General features: G+C 73.4%; 1 protein-coding gene. It reads left to right on the forward strand.

What is annotated here, in order from left to right:
- Positions 1-21 precede the first annotated feature (21 nt).
- Entirely contained in the window at positions 22-19,764 is a 19,743-nt protein-coding gene (locus AC07GB_RS05985; protein ID WP_478842014.1) for a type I polyketide synthase, read from the forward strand.
- The last annotated feature ends 25 nt before the right edge of the window (positions 19,765-19,789 follow it).

Consider the following 19,789-nt stretch of genomic DNA (forward strand, 5'->3'; position numbering starts at 1 on the left):
GCTACAAGGAGCACACGCCAGATGCAGAACGAGGACAAGCTCCGCGACTACCTCAAGCGGGCCACCACCGACCTGCGCACCGCACGCCGCCGCCTGCGCGAGGTCGAGGAGCGCGACAACGAGCCCATCGCCATCATCGGCATGAGCTGCCGCTACCCCGGCGGCGTCGAGTCGCCGGAGGACCTGTGGCGGCTGCTGGCCGACGACGGGGACGCCGTGGTGGAGTTCCCCACCGACCGCGGCTGGGACGTCGACGCGCTCTACGACCCCGACCCCGACCACGCGGGCACCTCCATCACCCGGCACGGCGGCTTCCTCCAGGGCGCCACGGGCTTCGACCCGGCGTTCTTCGGGATCAGCCCGCGCGAGGCCCTCGCGATGGACCCGCAGCAGCGCCTGCTGCTCGAAACCTCCTGGGAGGCGTTCGAGCGCGCGGGCATCGACCCGGCGCGGGCCAGGGACTCCAGGACCGGCGTGTTCGCGGGCGTGATGTACAACGACTACGCGGCGCGCCTTCCGCAGGCCCCCGAAGGGTTCGAGGGCTTCCTCGCCAACGGCAGCGCGGGCAGCATCGCGTCCGGCCGGATCGCCTACACCCTCGGCCTCGTAGGCCCCGCGGTGACCGTCGACACCGCGTGCTCGTCCTCGCTGGTGGCCCTGCACCTCGCGATGGTGGCGCTGCGCCGCGAGGAGTGCTCCCTCGCGCTCGCGGGCGGCGCCACCTTCATGTCGACGCCGCGTACGTTCGTCGACTTCAGCCGCCAGCGCGGCCTCGCGCAGGACGGCCGCTGCAAGGCGTTCTCCGACAGCGCCGACGGCACCGGCTGGGGCGAAGGCGTCGGCATGCTGCTCGTCGAGCGCCTGTCGGACGCCCGCCGCAACGGCCACCCCGTCCTCGCGGTCGTCCGCGGCTCCGCGGTGAACCAGGACGGCGCCTCCCACGGCCTGACCGCCCCGAACGGCCCGTCCCAGCAGGCGGTCATCACCCAGGCCCTGGCGAACGCCCGCCTCACCCCCGAGCAGGTGGACGCCGTCGAGGCCCACGGCACCGGCACCACGCTCGGCGACCCGATCGAGGCACAGGCCCTCATCGCCACCTACGGCGCGGAGCGCACCGCCGACCACCCCCTGTGGCTGGGGTCGCTGAAGTCGAACATCGGCCACGCCCAGGCGGCCGCCGGGGTCGGCGGCATCATCAAGATGGTGATGGCGATGCGCCACGGCGTGCTCCCGCGCACCCTGCACATCGACGAGCCGAGCAGCCACGTCGACTGGTCGGCGGGCACCGTGGCGCTCCTGACCGAGCGGCAGCCGTGGCCGCGGGCCGACGAACCGCGCCGCGCCGGCGTGTCCTCGTTCGGCGTCAGCGGCACCAACGCCCACGTCATCCTGGAGGAGGCGCCCGCACCCGGCCCCGACGCCGGCCCCGAGGCCGCGCCCTCCGGCGACACCGCCCCGCGCACCGTCCCCGTCGTGCCCTGGGCGCTGTCCGGCCGCACCCCCGATGCGCTGCGCGCGCAGGCGGCCCGGCTGCTGTCCGCCGTGGCGGGGGACACCGGCTTCGACCCGGTGGGTGTCGGCTTCTCGCTGGCCACGACCCGGTCGGCGTTCGAACACCGCGCCGTGCTCCTCGCCGACGACCGGGCCGCCACCCTCGACCGGCTCACCGCGCTCGCCGAGGGCCACAGCGCGCCCGGCGTCGTGGCCGGGGAGGCCGAGCACCACCGCCTCGGCTTCCTGTTCTCCGGCCAGGGCTCGCAGCGCCTCGGGATGGGCCGCGAGCTGGCCGAGCACCTCCCCGCGTTCGCCGAGACGCTGAACGCCGTACTGGGCGAGTTCGACCCGGCCGTGCGTGAGGTGCTGTTCGGTGACGACGCCGACGCGCTGAACGAGACGGGCGTGACGCAGCCCGCGCTGTTCGCCGTCGAGGTCGCCCTGTTCCGCCTCCTGGAGTCCTGGGGCGTCCACCCGGACGCGCTGGCGGGGCATTCGATCGGCGAGCTGGCCGCCGCGCACGTGGCGGGCGTGTGGTCCCTGGCCGACGCCGCGAAGGTGGTGTCGGCCCGGGGCCGCCTCATGCAGGCGCTGCCGGCCGGCGGAGCCATGACGGCGATCCAGGCCTCCGAGGCGGAGGTGGCGTCGGACCTGCCGGAGACCGTCGGTATCGCCGCCGTGAACGGCCCTTCCTCGGTGGTCGTCTCGGGCGCGGCCGTTGATGTGGACGCAGTGGCCGAGCGGTGGCGCGAGGCGGGCAGGAAGGTCACCCGGCTCAAGGTCAGCCACGCCTTCCACTCGCCGCTGATGGACCCGATCCTGGACGACTTCCGCGCGGTGCTGGAGGAGGTGTCGTACGGGACGCCCGAGATTCCGGTCGTGTCGACGCTCACGGGCACGCGGGCGAGTGCCGAGGAACTCGCCTCGCCGGAGTACTGGGTGCGGCACGTCCGCGAGTCCGTACGGTTCCACGGCGCGGTCACGGCGCTGCGCGAGCAGGGCGTCGACGTCTTCCTGGAGATCGGCCCCGGCGGTGTGCTGTCCGGCCTCGGGCAGGCCGGCGCCCCGGACGCCGTCTTCGTCCCCGCCCTGCGCGGCGACCGGCCCGAACTCGTCGCGCTGACCACCGCCGTCGGCCGGCTCCACGTCCGCGGTGTCGCGGTGGACCTGGCCGCCTGCTTCGACGGCGCAGGCGCCCGCCGGGTGGAGCTGCCGACGTACGCCTTCCAGCGCGAGCACTACTGGCTGGACGCACCGGCCGCCGCGGCGGCCGGCGAGCGGACATCGCCGGTGGAGGCGAAGTTCTGGGAGGCCGTGGAGGAGGGCGACCCCGCCGACCTCGCCCGGACCCTGGGCGTCTCGTCCGACGACCCGCTGAGCGCGGTGCTGCCCCGCCTCTCCGCGTGGCGCACGAAGGAGCGCCACCGCTCCACCGCCGACGCCTGGCGCTACCGCGTCGACTGGCGGCCCGTCACCCCCGGCTCCCGTCGCCTCGACGGCACCTGGCTCGTCGTCGCACCGGCCGACGAGGACCGCGCCGAGTGGGTCGGCGAGGCACTGACCCGCAACGGCGCGGACGTCCACGTCCTGTACGCGGACCCGCTGACGGCCGACTGGGCACGGGAGCTGAGCGGGCAGCCCGCCCCCCGCGGCGTCGTGTCGCTGCTGGGGCTCGCCGACGAGGCCGGGACGACCGTGCCCGCGGGCCTCGCGGCCACGATCGGCCTGTTACGCGCGCTCGGCGACGCGGACGTGGCCGCACCGCTGTGGTGCGTGACCTCGGGCGCGGTGGCAGCGTCCGGGAGCGACGCGCCCGCCGGGCTCGCGCAGTCGATGGTGTGGGGCCTCGGCCGGGTGGCAGCCCTTGAGCACCCCGGCCGCTGGGGCGGCCTGGTGGACCTACCCGACGCGCGGGACGAGACGACCGGGGACCTCCTCGCCTCGGCGCTCGCCGGAACGACCGGCGAGGACCAGATCGCCGTACGCGGCACCGGCCTCCTCGGCCGCAGGCTGCTCCCCGCACCCCTGGGCAACGCGTCCACGGAGGGCTGGACACCGCGCGGCACGGTCCTGATCACCGGCGGCACCGGCGCCCTGGGCGGCCACGTGGCGCGCTGGCTGGCGGCGCGCGGCGCCGAGCACCTGGTCCTCGCGAGCCGCCGCGGCCCGGCCGCCGATGGCGCCGCCGAACTGGAGGCCGAACTCGTCGAGCTGGGCGCGCGCGTCACGATCGCCGCCTGTGACGTGGCGGACCGGGAGTCCGTCGCGACCCTGCTGGACAGCGTCCCGTCGCTCACCGCCGTCGTCCACACGGCGGGCATCGAGCGCACCGCCGCCCTCGCCGAACTCCCCCCGGACCTCGGCGACTTCACCGCCGTCCTCGCGACGAAGGCCGACAGCGCACGGCACCTGCACGAGCTGCTGGCCGACAAGCCGCTGGACGCGTTCGTGCTGTTCTCGTCCATCGCAGGCGTGTGGGGCAGCGGCAGCCAGGCCGCCTACGCCGCCGCGAACGCCTACCTGGACGCCCTCGCCGACCACCGCAGGGCGGCGGGCCTGCCCGCCACGGCCGTCGCGTGGGGCCCGTGGGACGGCGGCGGCATGGTCGAGGACTCGGGACAGGCCGCCCACCTGCGACGCAGCGGCCTGGCCGCCATGGCCCCCGAGGCGGCCCTCGCCGGACTCGGAACGGCCCTCGAACACGGCGACAGGCAGGTCACCATCGCCGATGTCGACTGGCCCCGGTTCACGGACGCCTTCACGGCACAGCGGCCCAGCCCCCTCCTGAGCGAACTGCCCGAGGTCCGCGCCGCGCTCGACGCGGAGCCGAAGGCCCGGACGGGCGCATCACCGCTCCCGCGGCGACTCACAGGCCTTGACCAGGCCGAACAGGAGCGCCAGCTCACCGAGTTGGTCCGGTACGAGGCGGCCACCGTCCTCGGCCACGTGTCCGGCGACGCGTTCTCCGCCACGCGTGCGTTCCGGGAGCTGGGCTTCGACTCCTTGACAGCGGTGGAACTGCGCGCCCGCCTCAGCGAGGCGACCGGCCTCGCCCTGCCCGCGTCCGTGGTGTTCGACTACCCGACGGCCACCGCCCTGGCCACGTATCTGCGTACCGAACTGTCCGGCGCGGCCCCCGCGTCCGCCGCTCCCGCCGCCGTCTCCGCGGTGACCGACGAGCCGATCGCGATCGTGGCGATGGCGTGCCGCTTCCCCGGCGGCGTGGCGAGCCCGGAGGACCTGTGGCGGGTGCTCCTGGCGGGCGAGGACGCGGTGACGGAATTCCCGTCCGACCGCGGCTGGGACCTGGAGTCCCTCTACGACCCCGACCCGGACACCGCCGGCGTCGGTACGTCGTACTCCCGCATGGGTGCCTTCCTCGACGGCGTGGCGGACTTCGACCCGGCGTTCTTCGGCATCTCGCCGCGCGAGGCCCTCGCGATGGACCCGCAGCAGCGGCTGCTCCTGGAAACTTCCTGGGAGGCCTTCGAGCGGGCCGGCGTCGACCCGAACTCCCTGCGGGGCAGCCGCTCCGGCGTGTTCGTCGGCACCAACGGCCAGGACTACACGACGCTGATGATGGCCGCGCCGGACAGCGTGGACGGCTACCTGGGCACCGGCAGCGCGGCGAGCGTCATCTCCGGCCGCCTGTCGTACACGTTCGGCTTCGAGGGCCCCGCCGTCACGGTGGACACGGCCTGCTCCTCGTCCCTGGTGGCCCTGCATCTGGCGGTGCAGGCGCTGCGCTCGGGCGAGTGCGAACTGGCCCTCGCAGGCGGTGTGACGGTGATGTCGACGCCTGCCGCGTTCGTCGAGTTCAGCCGCCAGCGGGGCCTGGCCGTGGACGGCCGCTGCAAGGCGTTCGGAGCGGACGCGGACGGCACGGGCTGGGGTGAGGGCGTCGGCATGCTGGTCGTCGAGCGCCTCTCGGACGCCCAGCGCAACGGCCACCAGGTCCTCGCGGTCGTACGCGGCTCGGCGGTGAACCAGGACGGGGCCTCGAACGGCCTGACGGCTCCGAACGGGCCCTCGCAGCAGCGGGTCATCCGCCAGGCCTTGGCCAGCGCGGGCCTGACCCCGTCCGATGTGGACGCGGTAGAGGCACACGGCACCGGCACGAAGCTGGGCGACCCCATCGAGGCCCAGGCGCTCCTGGCCACCTACGGGCAGGACCGCCCCGCCGACCGGCCGCTGTGGCTCGGCTCGATCAAGTCCAACATCGGCCACACGCAGGCCGCCGCCGGTGTCGCCGGTGTGATCAAGATGGTCATGGCGATGCGCCACGGCGTACTGCCGCGCACCCTGCACGTATCTGAGCCGTCTCCGCATGTGGACTGGTCCCCCGGCGCCGTAGAGCTGCTCACCGGTGAGCGCGAGTGGCCCGCGGTGGACCGACCCTGGCGGGCAGGCGTGTCCTCGTTCGGCTTCAGCGGCACCAACGCGCACGCCGTCATCGAGCAGGCCCCCGTACTGGAGCCGGCGGACGTCTCCGAGCCGCTCCCGGATGGGGCGGCCGTCCCGTGGGCGCTGTCGGCGCACACGCCCGAGGCATTGCGGGAGCAGGCCGCGCGGCTCAGGTCCTTCATGGCTGAGCCGTCGGCCCCGACCGTGGCGGATGTGGGCCGTGCGCTGGTGTTCTCACGCGCGGCGCTGGAGCACCGGGCGGTGGTGGTCGCCTCCGACCGTTCCGAGTTCCTGGCCGCTCTGGAGGCCTTGGCCGAGGGCCGGGCGAGCGGTGCCGTGGCCAGGGGAGCGGCTGAGGAGTCCGGCCGGGTGGGCTTCCTGTTCTCGGGCCAGGGTTCGCAGCGGCTCGGCATGGGGCGTGAACTGGCGGGCCGCTTCCCGGTGTTCGCGGAGGCCCTGGACGAGGTCCTGGATCTTTTGGCGCCTGAGGTCCGTGAGGTCCTGTTCGGTGGGGACGCGGATGCGTTGAATCAGACGGGGGTGACGCAGCCTGCGCTGTTCGCGGTGGAGGTGGCGCTGTTCCGTCTGCTTGAGTCGTGGGGTGTGCGTCCGGATGCCCTCGCCGGGCACTCCATAGGCGAGTTGGCTGCCGCGCATGTGGCGGGTGTGTGGTCGTTGGCGGACGCGGTGAAGGTGGTGTCGGCCCGTGCCGGGCTGATGCAGGCACTGCCCGAGGGCGGCGCGATGGTGGCGATCCAGGCGACCGAGGCGGTGGTGACATCCGACCTGCCGGACACCGTGGGTATCGCCGCGGTGAACGGCCCCTCGTCGGTGGTCGTTTCGGGTGTGTCCGCTGATGTGGATGCGGTGGCCGCGCGGTGGCGTGAGGCGGGTCGGAAGGTGGCCCGGCTGAAGGTCAGCCATGCGTTCCACTCGCCGTTGATGGATCCGATGCTGGACGAGTTCCGTGCGGTGCTTGAGGGCGTCTCGTACGACACGCCCGCGCTTCCGATCGTGTCGACGCTGACCGGTCAGCGGGCGAGTGCCGAGGAGTTGGCGTCGCCGGAGTACTGGGTGCGGCACGTGCGGGAGTCGGTGCGGTTCGCCGACGCCGTGAACACGTTGGCGGACGACGGTGTGGCTACGTTCGTCGAGATCGGGCCCGGCGGAACCCTGTCCGCACTCGGTGCCGACAGCGCGCCCGACGCGGTGTTCCTGCCCGCTCTGCGGGCCGACCGGCCCGAGGAGGCCGCCCTTGTCACCACGGTCGGCGCGCTGCACGCGCGGGGCGTGACGATCGACTGGGCTGCGTTCTTCGCGGGCGGCCCGGCGCGGGTGGTGGACCTGCCGACGTACGCCTTCCAGCGTGAGCGTTTCTGGCTGGACGTGGTGCCGTCGGTGGGTGATGTGTCGGCGGCGGGTCTGGGGGCTGCGGAGCATCCGCTTCTGGGTGCGAGTGTGGCTCTGGCCGGTACGGATGGTGTGTTGTTGACGGGGCGGTTGTCGGTTCAGTCGCTTCCGTGGCTGGGTGAGTTTGTGGTGCGGGGTTCGGTGGTGGTGCCGGGTTCGGCGTTTGTGGAGTTGGCGGTGCGGGCGGGGGATCAGGTCGGGTGTGATCTGGTGGAGGAGTTGTCGCTGGAGGCGCCTTTGGTGTTGCCGGTGGGTGGTTCGGTGCGGGTGCAGGTGTGGGTGGGTGGTGAGGGTGCGTCGGGTAGGCGGGAGCTGACGGTTCACTCCAGTGTGGGTGAGGTGGAGGAGGGGCGTTCGTGGACGCGGCATGCCACGGGTGTGTTGTGTGAGGGCGGGCGCTCGGGTGGGGTGTCTTTGGAGGCGTGGCCGCCTGTGGGGGCGGAGGTTGTGGAGCTGGACGGGTTCTACGACCGGCTGGCGGATGCCGGTTTGAGCTATGGGCCGGTGTTCCAGGGCTTGAGGTCGGCTTGGCGCGCGGGCGACGAGGTGTTCGCCGAGGTCGTACTTCCGGAGGGTCTGGACGCGGGAGGCTTTGGTCTGCATCCGGCATTGCTGGATGCGGCGTTTCACGCTGTTGGGCTGATGGGTGAGGCCGAGGATTTGGGCCGGTTGCCGGTGTCGTGGTCGGGTGTGCGGCTGCATGCTTCGGGTGCGACGGTGCTGCGGGTGCGGTTGACGCCGACGGGCTCGGGCGAGGTGGCTGTGGTGGTCGCGGACGGGGCGGGTGCTCCGGTGGCCACTGTGGATTCGCTGGAGCTGCGGCCGGTGTCGGAGGTGCTGGCGGCGCGGCAGGACTGGGATGCGCTGTTCGGCGTCGACTGGGTGCCGGTCGCTCTGCCCGACGGTGACCTCCCGGCGACTCGGTGGACCGACCTGGAGGAGCTGGGGCGGTCGCAGGACGCGGAGTCGTCGGACTTCGTCGTTCTGCCGTGCCCGGTCGGTTCCGGGTCGGATCCGGTGGCGGGTGCGCGTGAGGCTGCGTCCTGGGCGTTGGAGGCGGTCCAGGCCTGGCTTGCGGGGGAGCGGTTCGAGGCGGCTCGTCTTGTGGTCGTGACCCGGGGTGCGGATCTCGCGCAGGCAGCGGTATGGGGCTTGGTGCGCTCGGCTCAGTCGGAGAACCCGGACCGGATCGTGCTGGTCGATGTCGACGACGAAGCGGGCTCGCGTGAGGTGTTGCCTTCGGCACTGGCCACCGGCGAGCCGCAGCTCGCGGTGCGCTGCGGTGAGGTCCTGGTACCCCGTCTGGCCAGGGCCGGGCAGCCGGTTGTGGACGACCCCGGCTTCGGCGCGGGCACGGTCCTGGTCACCGGGGCGACGGGCACGCTGGGCGCTTTGGTGGCCCGGCACCTGGTCGCCGAGCGCGGTGTGCGCAACCTGCTGCTGGTGAGCAGGCGCGGTGCGGCTGCCGAGAGCGCGGAGGCCCTGCGGGACGAACTCACCGCGCAGGGCGCCGAGATCGTCCTCGCGGCCTGTGATGTATCGGACCGGGAGTCTCTCGCGGCCTTGCTCGCCGAGCACCCCGTGACCGCCGTGGTGCACACGGCTGGTGTGCTGGACGACGGGACGATCGGCTCACTGAATGCCGAGCGGATCGACACGGTGTTCCGGCCGAAGGTCGACGCGGCCTGGCATCTGCATGAGCTGACCGCCGACATGGACCTGTCCGCGTTCGTACTCTTCTCCTCGGCCTCGGGCGTCTTCGGCAACCCCGGCCAGGGCAACTACGCGGCCGCCAACACGTTCCTCGATGCACTCGCTGAGCACCGGCGCGCCCAAGGCCTGCCCGCCACCTCCTTGGCGTGGGGTCTGTGGGCCGAAGGCGGCATGGCCGAAAGCCTCGACGAGACCGACGTACGGCGCCTGACCAGCAGCGGTGCGGTCCCGCTCAGCGAGGCCGAGGGGCTGAGGCTGTTCGACGCGGCGGGTGCCGTCGGGCGGGCCGTGGTGGCGCCGGTGCCGCTGGACCTGCCGGCGCTGCGCCGACAGGCACGTTCGCAGCCCATACCGCACCTCTTGCGTGGTCTCGTACGCGGCGCGGCACGCAGGACCGCCGCGCCCGTAGCGGCTCGCTCCGCGCTGGCTCAGTCCCTGGCGGGACTGAGCGAGGCCGAGCGGGACAAGGCCCTGCTGGACCTCGTGCTCGGCCACGTCGCCGCCGTGCTCGGCCACAGCTCCGCGCACGCCGTCGCACCCGACCGCGCCTTCAAGGAACTCGGCTTCGACTCGCTCAGCTCCGTCGAGCTGCGCAACCGCCTGGGCGCGGCCACCGAGTCGGCTCTGCCGTCCACGCTGGTCTTCGACTTCCCGACTCCCGCCGCGCTCGCGGCACACCTGGGCGCCGAGCTGCTGGGCGCGGTCCTCGACGAGGCCGAGGCCGGCGGCCCCCTCGTGGCTGTGACCGACGACCCGATCGCGATCGTCGCGATGAGCTGCCGTTTCCCCGGCGGCGTCGAGTCGCCGGAGGACCTGTGGCGCCTGGTGACCGAGGGCGGCGACGCGGTGGCGGAGTTCCCGGCCGATCGCGGCTGGGACGTGGAGGCGCTGTACGACCCGGACCCCGACGCGGTGGGCACCACGTACCTGCGCTCGGGCGCCTTCCTCTCGGACGTCAGCGGCTTCGACGCGGGCTTCTTCGGGATCTCCCCGCGTGAGGCGTCCGCGATGGACCCGCAGCAGCGGCTCCTGCTCGAAACCTCCTGGGAACTGCTGGAGCGCGCCGGGGTCGACTCGGCGTCGCTGCGCGGCGAACGCGTCGGCGTGTTCGTGGGGTCGAACGCGCAGGACTACGGCCTTGTGGTGGGCGACGCAGCCGAGGACGTCGGTGGCTACATGGCCACCGGCAACGCGGCCAGCGTGGCCTCGGGGCGCCTGTCGTACACGTTCGGTTTCGAGGGCCCGGCGGTGACGGTGGACACGGCGTGCTCGTCGTCCCTGGTGGCACTGCATCTCGCTGCGCAAGCCCTGCGTGCGGGTGAGTGTGAGCTGGCGCTTGCGGGTGGTGTGACGGTGATGTCGACGCCGGGTGCGTTCATCGAGTTCAGCCGTCAGCGGGGGCTGTCGGTGGACGGCCGCTGCAAGGCGTTCTCCGACAGTGCCGATGGCACCAGTTGGGGCGAGGGTGTCGGCATGCTGCTGGTCGAGCGCCTCTCGGACGCCCAGCGCAAGGGGCACCAGGTCCTCGCGGTGGTGCGTGGCTCGGCGGTGAACCAGGACGGCGCCTCCAACGGCCTGACCGCTCCGAACGGGCCCTCGCAGCAGCGGGTGATCCGCCAGGCCCTGGCGAGCGCGGGCCTGGCCCCGTCAGATGTGGACGCGGTCGAGGCACACGGCACGGGCACGAAGCTGGGCGACCCGATCGAGGCCCAGGCGCTCCTGGCCACGTACGGCCAGGGCCGTCCCGATGATCGTCCGTTGTGGCTGGGGTCGATCAAGTCGAACATCGGCCACACGCAGGCTGCCGCCGGTGTGGCGGGTGTGATCAAGATGGTGATGGCGATGCGCCACGGCGTACTGCCGCGTACGTTGCATGTGTCTGAGCCGTCGTCGCACGTGGACTGGTCCGCAGGCGCTGTGGAGTTGCTCACCGGCGAGCGTGAGTGGCCGGTGGTGGACCGGCCGTGGCGGGCGGGTGTGTCTTCGTTCGGGTTCAGTGGGACCAACGCGCACGCTGTCATCGAGCAGGCCCCCGAGCAGGCGCCGGAGCCGGAGTCCGCGTACGACGGCCTGGTGCCGTGGGTGTTGTCGGCGGGTGACGAGGGCGCGCTGCGTGGCCAGGCCGAGCGGCTGCTGTCCGTGGTGGACGAGCACGCGCCCGTTGACATCGGCTACTCACTCGCCACGTCACGGTCGGCGCTGGGGCACCGCGCGGTGGTGGTCGCCTCCGACCGTTCCGAGTTCCTGGCTGCTCTGGCGGCCTTGGCCGAGGGCCGGGCGAGCGGTGCCGTGACCAGGGGAGCGGCTGACGAGTCCGGCCGGGTGGGTTTCCTGTTCTCTGGTCAGGGGTCGCAAAGGCTGGGGATGGGCCGGGAGTTGGCCGCGCGGTTCCCGGTGTTCGCGGAGGCCTTGGACGAGGTGCTGGATCTCCTGGCTCCCGAGGTCCGTGAGGTCCTGTTCGGTGAGGACGCCGATGCGCTGAACCAGACCGGGGTGACGCAGCCCGCGTTGTTCGCGGTGGAGGTGGCGCTGTTCCGCCTCCTTGAGTCGTGGGGCGTCCGTCCCGATGCGCTCGCCGGGCACTCGATCGGTGAGCTGGCTGCCGTGCATGTGGCGGGTGTGTGGTCGCTGGCGGATGCGGTGAAGGTGGTGTCGGCCCGTGCGGGGCTGATGCAGGAGCTGCCTGAGGGCGGTGCGATGGTGGCGATCCAGGCGACGGAGGAGGAGGTCGCTGAGGGCCTGCCGGACACGGTGGGTATCGCGGCGGTGAACGGCCCGACGTCGGTGGTGATTTCGGGCGCGGCGGCCGACGCGGAGGCAGTGGGCGAGCGCTGGCGCGAGGCGGGCCGCAAGGTGACCCGGCTCAAGGTCAGCCATGCCTTCCACTCACCCCTGATGGAGCCGATGCTGGACGACTTCCGTGCGGTGCTGGAAAGCGTCTCGTACGGCACCCCGAAGACGCCGATCGTGTCGACGCTGACGGGCGTGCGCGCGAGTGCCGACGAACTGGCCTCGCCGGAGTACTGGGTCCGGCACGTCCGCGAGTCGGTGCGGTACGCCGATGCTGTGAGCACCCTTGTGGGTGAGGGTGTCGGTACGTTCGTCGAGGTCGGGCCGGGTGGAACGCTGTCCGCGCTGGGGCAGGAGTCGGCGCCGGATGCCGCCTTCGTGCCGGTGCTGCGGGCCGACCGGCCCGAGGAGAACGCCCTTGTCACGGCGGTCGGTGCGGTGCACGCGCGGGGCGTGGCGGTCGACTGGGCCGCGTACTTCGCGGGCAGTGGCGCGCGGCGCGTCGACCTGCCTACGTACGCCTTCCAGCACAAGCGCTACTGGCTGGACGCCCGGCCGCACATCAGCGAGGTCGTGCAGGACGCGGACGAGGCGCGGTTCTGGGCAGCGGTGGACGCCTCCGTGGACGCTTCGGCGGACAGTGAGGAGGCGAACGAGCTGGCGCTGACCCTGGGCATCACCGACGACGGCGTGAGCGAGTCACTCCGCACTGTGCTGCCACTGCTGTCGTCGTGGCGGCGCCAGAGCCGCGAGAAGTCCACCGTGGACAAGTGGCGATATGCCGTCGACTGGAAGGCCGTCGGCCGGCCGGAGACGACGCGCGCCTCGGGCACCTGGCTCGTCGTGGCGCTCGGGAACGACGAGCGCGCCGACGCGCTCCGCGACCTGCTCGAGGGCTCCGGCCTGGCACTCGTCACCGTAGAAGCCGACGGTACGGATCGCGCGGAGCTGGCCGAGGCGGTCAGTGCGGCCCTCGCGTCCGAGGAGACGCGTGAAGGCGCGCGGCAGGAGTTCAGCGGGGTCCTGTCCCTGCTGGCGTTCGACGAGTCCCCGCACCCTGACCACCCCGCCGTACCGCACGGCGTCGCGGCCACCCTCGCGCTGGTCCAGGCGCTCGGCGACGCGGACATACAGGCGCCGTTGTGGTGCGTGACGTCGGGTGCGGTGTCGGTGGTCGACGGTGACACGGTCACCGGGCTCGCGCAGTCGATGGTGTGGGGCCTCGGCCGGACCGTGGCCCTGGAGCACCCGGGCCGCTGGGGCGGCTTGGTCGATCTGCCGGAGACGGTGGACGAGCAGGCGGTCGCAGCCCTGTGCGGCTTGCTGGGCGGGCCGGAGGACCAGGTCGCCGTACGAGCGACCGGCGTCTTCGCGCGCCGGCTCCGGCGCGCGGAGCGGGCAAAGCGGACCGGACGTGCCGCCACGGCCTCCGGCTGGACACCGAGCGGCACGGTCCTGGTGACCGGCGGTCTCGGCGCCCTGGGCGCCAGGGCCGCCCGGTGGACGGCGGCGAACGGCGCGGAGCACGTCGTGCTGGCGAGCCGCCGGGGCCGCGCCGCCGAAGGCGCGGCAGAGCTGGAGGCCGAACTCGTCGAACTGGGCGCGCGCGTCACGATCGCAGCCGTCGACATCGCCGACAAGGACGGCCTTGCCGCCCTTCTCGACGGCCTGGCCGCCGCGGGTGACCCGGTCCGCGCCGTCGTGCACACCGCCGGCCTCAACGCCAGCGCCCCCGCAGGGGATACCGACCTCGCGAGCTTCGCGGACGTGGTCACCGCCAAGGTGGCGGGCGCCGCGCACCTGCACGAGCTGCTGGCCGGCACACCGCTCGACGCGTTCGTGTCGTACTCGTCGATCGCCGGTACCTGGGGCAGCGGCGGCCAGGTCGCCTACAGCGCCGCGAACGCCTACCTCGACGCGCTCGCCGAGCACCGCGCCGCGCACGGCCTGCCCGGCACGGCGGTGGCGTGGGGGCCGTGGGGCGGAGGCGGGATGGCCGAGGGCGAGGCGCAGCGGCAACTGTCCCGGCGCGGGCTCCTACCGCTGTCGCCCGACCTCGCCGTCGGCGCCATCGCCGACGCGGTCGGCGGTGATACGGCGAGCACGGTCGTCGCGGACGTCGACTGGGAGCGGTTCGCCCCCGCGTTCACGATCGGCAGGCCCAGCCCGCTGCTCTCCGACCTCGACGAGGCACGTGCCGCGACGGCGGACCGCACCGCCGAATCCGATGGACCTGACGAGGACGGCTCGGAGCTGGCCCGCCACCTCACCGGACTCGACGCGGCGAAGCAGCGTGAACTGGCACGCGGCCTCGTGGTCGCGGAGGCCGCCGCTGTCCTTGGCCACGCCTCGGCGGGCGCGGTCGACCCCGACCGGGCGTTCCGCGAGCTGGGCTTCGACTCGCTGACCGCCGTCGAGCTGCGCAACCGGCTGACGGCCGCGACCGGCGTGGCGCTGCCGACGACAGTGGTCTTCGACTACCCCAGCCCGGCGGCCCTCGCCGAACACCTGCTGACGGAGGTACTGGAACCGCACGGCGGGCCGCACCTCGCGCCGGACACCACCGCGCCGGGCGCGACCGACGAGCCCATCGCGATCGTGGCGATGGCGTGCCGTTTCCCCGGCGGGGTCGAGTCGCCGGAGGACCTGTGGCGTCTGGTGACCGAGGGCGGTGACGCGGTGGCGGAGTTCCCGGCCGACCGTGGCTGGGACCTGGAGGGGCTGTACGACCCGGACCCCGAGGGCGTGGGTACGTCGTACTCCCGCATGGGTGCCTTCTTGGACCGCGTGGCGGAGTTCGACGCCAGCTTCTTCGGCATCTCGCCGCGTGAGGCCCTGGCGATGGACCCGCAGCAGCGGCTGCTCCTGGAAACCTCGTGGGAGGTCATCGAGCGGGCGGGCATCGACCCGAACGCGGTCCGCGGTGAGCGAGTGGGTGTGTTCGTCGGCTCGAACGTGCAGGACTACGGGCTGGTCCTCGACGGGGCGGCGGAGGACGTGGGCGGACACGTGGCGACGGGCAGCGCGGCGAGCGTCATGTCCGGGCGCCTTTCGTACACGTTCGGTTTCGAGGGTCCGGCGGTGACGGTGGACACGGCGTGCTCGTCGTCCCTGGTGGCGTTGCATCTCGCTGCTCAGGCGTTGCGTGCGGGTGAGTGTGAGCTGGCCCTTGCGGGTGGTGTGACGGTGATGTCGACGCCGGGTGCGTTCATCGAGTTCAGCCGTCAGCGGGGGTTGTCGGTGGACGGCCGGTGCAAGGCGTTCTCCGACAGCGCCGATGGCACGGGCTGGGGTGAGGGTGTCGGCATGCTGGTCGTCGAGCGTCTCTCGGATGCCCAGCGCAACGGGCATCAGGTCCTTGCGGTGGTACGTGGCTCTGCGGTGAACCAGGACGGCGCGTCCAACGGCCTGACCGCTCCGAACGGCCCGTCTCAGCAGCGGGTGATCCGCCAGGCCTTGGCGAGCGCGGGCCTGGCCCCGTCAGATGTGGACGCGGTCGAGGCCCACGGCACGGGCACGAAGCTGGGCGATCCGATCGAGGCCCAGGCACTCCTCGCCACCTACGGGCAGGATCGCCCCGCCGATCGTCCGCTGTGGCTCGGCTCGGTGAAGTCGAACATCGGCCACACCCAGGCTGCTGCTGGCGTCGCCGGTGTGATGAAGATGGTCATGGCGATGCAGCACGGGATACTGCCGCGCACGTTGCATGTGTCTGAGCCGTCGTCGCACGTGGACTGGTCCGCAGGAGCGGTAGAACTGCTGACCGGTGAGCGTGAGTGGCCTGTGGTGGATCGGCCGTGGCGGGCGGGTGTGTCGTCGTTCGGTTTCAGTGGCACCAACGCGCATGCCGTCATCGAGCAGGCCCCCGTACTGGAGCCGGTGGAGGGCTCGGAGCCGTTGCCGCAGGGCGCGGTCGTGCCGTGGGTGCTGTCGGCGCGGTCAGGCGAAGCGCTGCGGGAACACGCCGCTCGGCTCCGCGAGCGGCTTGAGCACGCGGAGGCCGTGTCCGTCGCCGACGTGGCCCACTCGCTGCGGGCCCGGTCGACGTTCGACCACCGGGCCGTCCTGGTGGGCAAGGGCAGGGAGGAACTGCTCTCCGGCCTCACCGCTCTGGCCGCCGGCCGCGAGGCACCGAACGTCGTGACCGGCGTGGCGGAAGACCACGGCACCGGCGTGGTGTTCGTGTTCCCCGGCCACGGTACGCAATGGGTCGGCATGGCGCTCGAACTGCTGGAGTCCTCACCGGTGTTCCGCGCGCGGATGGCGGAATGCGCACAGGCACTGGAAGAGCACGTCGACTGGTCGCTGCCGGCCGCGATCCGGGATCCGGAGCTGATGGAGCGGCTGGACGTCGTCCAGCCCGCCCTGTTCGCCGTCATGGTGTCGCTCGCCGCCACCTGGCGGTCGTGGGGCGTCGAGCCGAGCGCCGTCCTCGGGCACTCGCAGGGCGAGATCGCGGCGGCGTGCGTCGCGGGCGCCCTGTCGCTGGAGGACGCGGCGCGCCTCGCCGTCGTCCGGAGCAAGGCGTTGGCCGCGCTCTCCGGCCAGGGCGGCATGGTGTCGGTCGCGCTCGGCGTGGACGCCGTACGGGAACTCCTCGCGCCCTGGGAAGGGCGGCTCGCGGTGGGTGTCGTGAACGGCCCGGCCTCGGTCGTCGTGTCCGGTGACGCCGCCGCTCTCGACGAACTGATGGAGGCCTGCGGCGCGCGGGGTGTATGGGCGCGGCGGGTCCTCGCGGACTACGCCCCGCACTCCCACCACGTCGAGCGGATCGAGGCGGAACTCCTCGCGGGCCTCGCGGACGTCACACCGCGCTCCGGAGACGTGCCCTACTTCTCCCCGCTCACGGGAGGATGGCTGGACACCCGTGACATGGACGCCGCGTACTGGTACCGGAGCCTGCGGCGGACGGTGGAGTTCGCGGACTCCGTCTCCACCCTGGTGGCGGAGGGCCACAAGACCTTCGTCGAGGTGAGCCCACACCCGGTGCTCGTGGCGGGCCTCGGCGAACTGGTCGGCGCCGACGGCGTGGTGACCGGATCGCTGCGGCGCGGCGACGGCGGCCCCGCCCGCCTTATGACCTCGGCGGCCGGACTGTTCGCGCGCGGCGGCCGGGTCCGGTGGGACCTGCCCGGGGCACGCCGGGTGGACCTGCCCACGTACCCGTTCCAGCGTGAGCGCTTCTGGCCCACGGCGACGCACACCGCGTCCGGCGACGTGACCTCGGCGGGCCTCGGGCGGGTCGACCACCCCGTGCTCGTCGCCGTCACCGAACTCGCGGACTCCGAGGGCCTCGTCCTCAGCGGCAGGCTGTCCCTGCGCACCCACCCGTGGCTCTCCGACTACCGCGTACAGGGCACCGCGCTGCTCCCCGGCGCGGCCTACGTGGACCTCGCGCTGCGCGCCGGTGACCACGCCGGCTGCACGGCACTGGACGACCTGGTCCTGGAGGCGCCCCTGGTGCTGCCCGAGCGGGACGGCGTGCAGCTGCGGCTCAGCCTCGCCGGGCCGGACGCGGCGGGCAGGCGGGCGTTCACCGTGGACTCGCGGGGAGACGGAGGCGGGGACTGGACCCGCCACGCCACCGGAGCCCTCGCCGCCGAGGCGGCACCCGTCACCGACGACCTCGTCGCCTGGCCGCCGAACGAGGCCGAACCGGTCGACCTGGACGCGTACCGCACCACCGTCGCCGCCACCTCCGGCCTCGACCACGGCCCCGCCTTCCAGGGCCCGCGCACGGCCTGGCGCAAGGGCGACGAGGTGTTCGCCGAAGTGGTCCTGCCGGACGGCCTCGCCGACGAGGGCTACGGCCTGCACCCGGCCCTCCTCGACGGCGCGTTGCAGGCCGTCGGGCTCGGGGTGGGCGCGGACGGGCTCCCGTTCTCGTGGGCCGGGGTACGGCTCCTCGCGACGGGCGCGACGACGCTGCGGGTCCGCCTCACACCGGTCGGCGTGGACGCCGTGGCGGTGCTTGTCGCCGACGGCGCCGGCGAACCGGTCGCCGCCGTCGACGAGTTGACCCTGCGCCCCCTGTCGGCCGACCAGCTCGACCTCGCCCGGTCCGCCCACCGCGACTCGCTGTTCGAGGTGAAGTGGGTACCCATGCCGGACGCCGCCCCCGACACCGGCACCTGGGCGGTGCTCGGCGGCGACACCGCGCGCACGGCCCACGCGCTCACCGCGGCGGGCGAGCCGGTCGACGAGCACAGCGACCTGGCCGCCCTCATGGCCGCCGTCGACGGGGGCGCGCCCGTGCCCCGCGACGTGGTGGTGACGCCCGGCGAGGGCGCGACGACCCCGGGCGAGGCCACGCGCCTCACCCTCGGCCTGCTCCAGCAGTGGCTCGCGGACGACCGGTTCGCCGCGTCCCGGCTCGTGCTGCTGACCAGCGGCGCGGTGGCGGCCGGGCCCGATGAGGACGTCCCTGACCTGGTGCGTGCCCCCGTGTGGGGCCTGGTGCGGTCGGCACAGTCGGAGCACCCGACGCGCTTCGTACTGGTCGACGCGGACGGGCGGGAGAAGTCCCTCGCGAAGCTGCCCGCCGCGGTGGCGACCGGCGAACCACAGATCGCGGTCAGGAACGGCACCGCCACGGTGCCCAGGCTCGCACGCCTCGCCGTACCGGCCGACACGTCCGAGCCGACGGCGTTCACCCCCGACAGCACGGTGCTGATCACCGGCGGTCTCGGAGTGCTCGGCGGCGTGACCGCACAGCACCTCGTCAGCCGTCACGGAGTCCGGAACCTGGTCCTCACCGGCAGGCGCGGCGCCGCCACGCCCGGCTCCGGTGAACTGTGCCGGGAACTGGAGGAACTGGGCGCGCGGGTCTCGGTCGTGGCCTGCGACGTGAGCGACCGTGCCGCGGTTGCCGCACTCCTGGCCGAGCACCCCGTGACCGCCGTCGTCCACACCGCGGGCGTACTGGACGACGGCGTGATCGAGTCCCTCACCCCGGAGCACCTCGACACCGTGCTGCGCCCCAAGGCGGATGCCGCGCGGCACCTGCACGAGCTGACCCTCGGGACGCACCTCACGGCGTTCGTGCTGTTCTCCGCCGTCGCCGGCGTGTTCGGCGGCCCCGGGCAGGGCAACTACGCCGCCGCCAACGCGTTCCTCGACGCGCTCGCCCAGCACCGTCGGGCCGCGGGACTGCCCGCGACTTCGCTGGCCTGGGGCCTGTGGGCCGAGGCCAGCGGCATCACGGGACACCTCGACACCGCCGACGTACAGCGGATGGCGCGGGGCGGCCTGGTGCCGCTGTCCTCCGCGGACGGCATGGCCCTTTTCGACGCGGCGCACGCGACCGGCGCCGCCACCGCGGTGCCCGCCGCGATCGACCTGGCCGCGCTGCGGGCCCACCCGGAGCAGGTGCGGCCGATGCTGCGCGGCCTGGTCCCCACCCCCGCCCGCAGGGCCGCGCGGTCCGGCGGCTCCGGCGCGGTTCCGCTCTCGCAGCGCCTGGCGGGCCTCACCGAGGCGGAGCAGGACCGGGCGCTCGTCCACCTCGTGCGCACCCACACCGCGGCCGTGCTCGGCTTCGCGGGACCGGATGCCGTCGAGCCGGACCGGGCGTTCAAGGAACTCGGCTTCGACTCGCTCACCGGCGTGGAGCTGCGCAACAGGCTCGACGCCGAAGTCGACTCGCGCCTGCCCGCCACCCTCGTGTTCGACCACCCGAACCCGGCGGCGCTCGCGACCCACCTGCGGACGACGGTCCTCGCCGGAGGCGGCACCCTCGCCGCCGGAGTGCTCAGCGAACTGAACAAGCTGACCGTCACCATCTCCAAGCTCGACCCGGACGACGACCTGGCCGGGGACATCCGGCTGCGGCTCCGTTCCCTCCTGTCCACCTGGGACGACAAGGAGCCCGAGCCCGCGGCGGACGACCTCAGCTCGGCGGCCACCCTCGACGACGTCTTCGACATCATCGACGAGGAACTCGGAAAGTCCTGACCAGCCAGTTCTCGGACCGACAGCA

Source organism: Streptomyces sp. NPDC045778 (assembly GCF_056431945.1).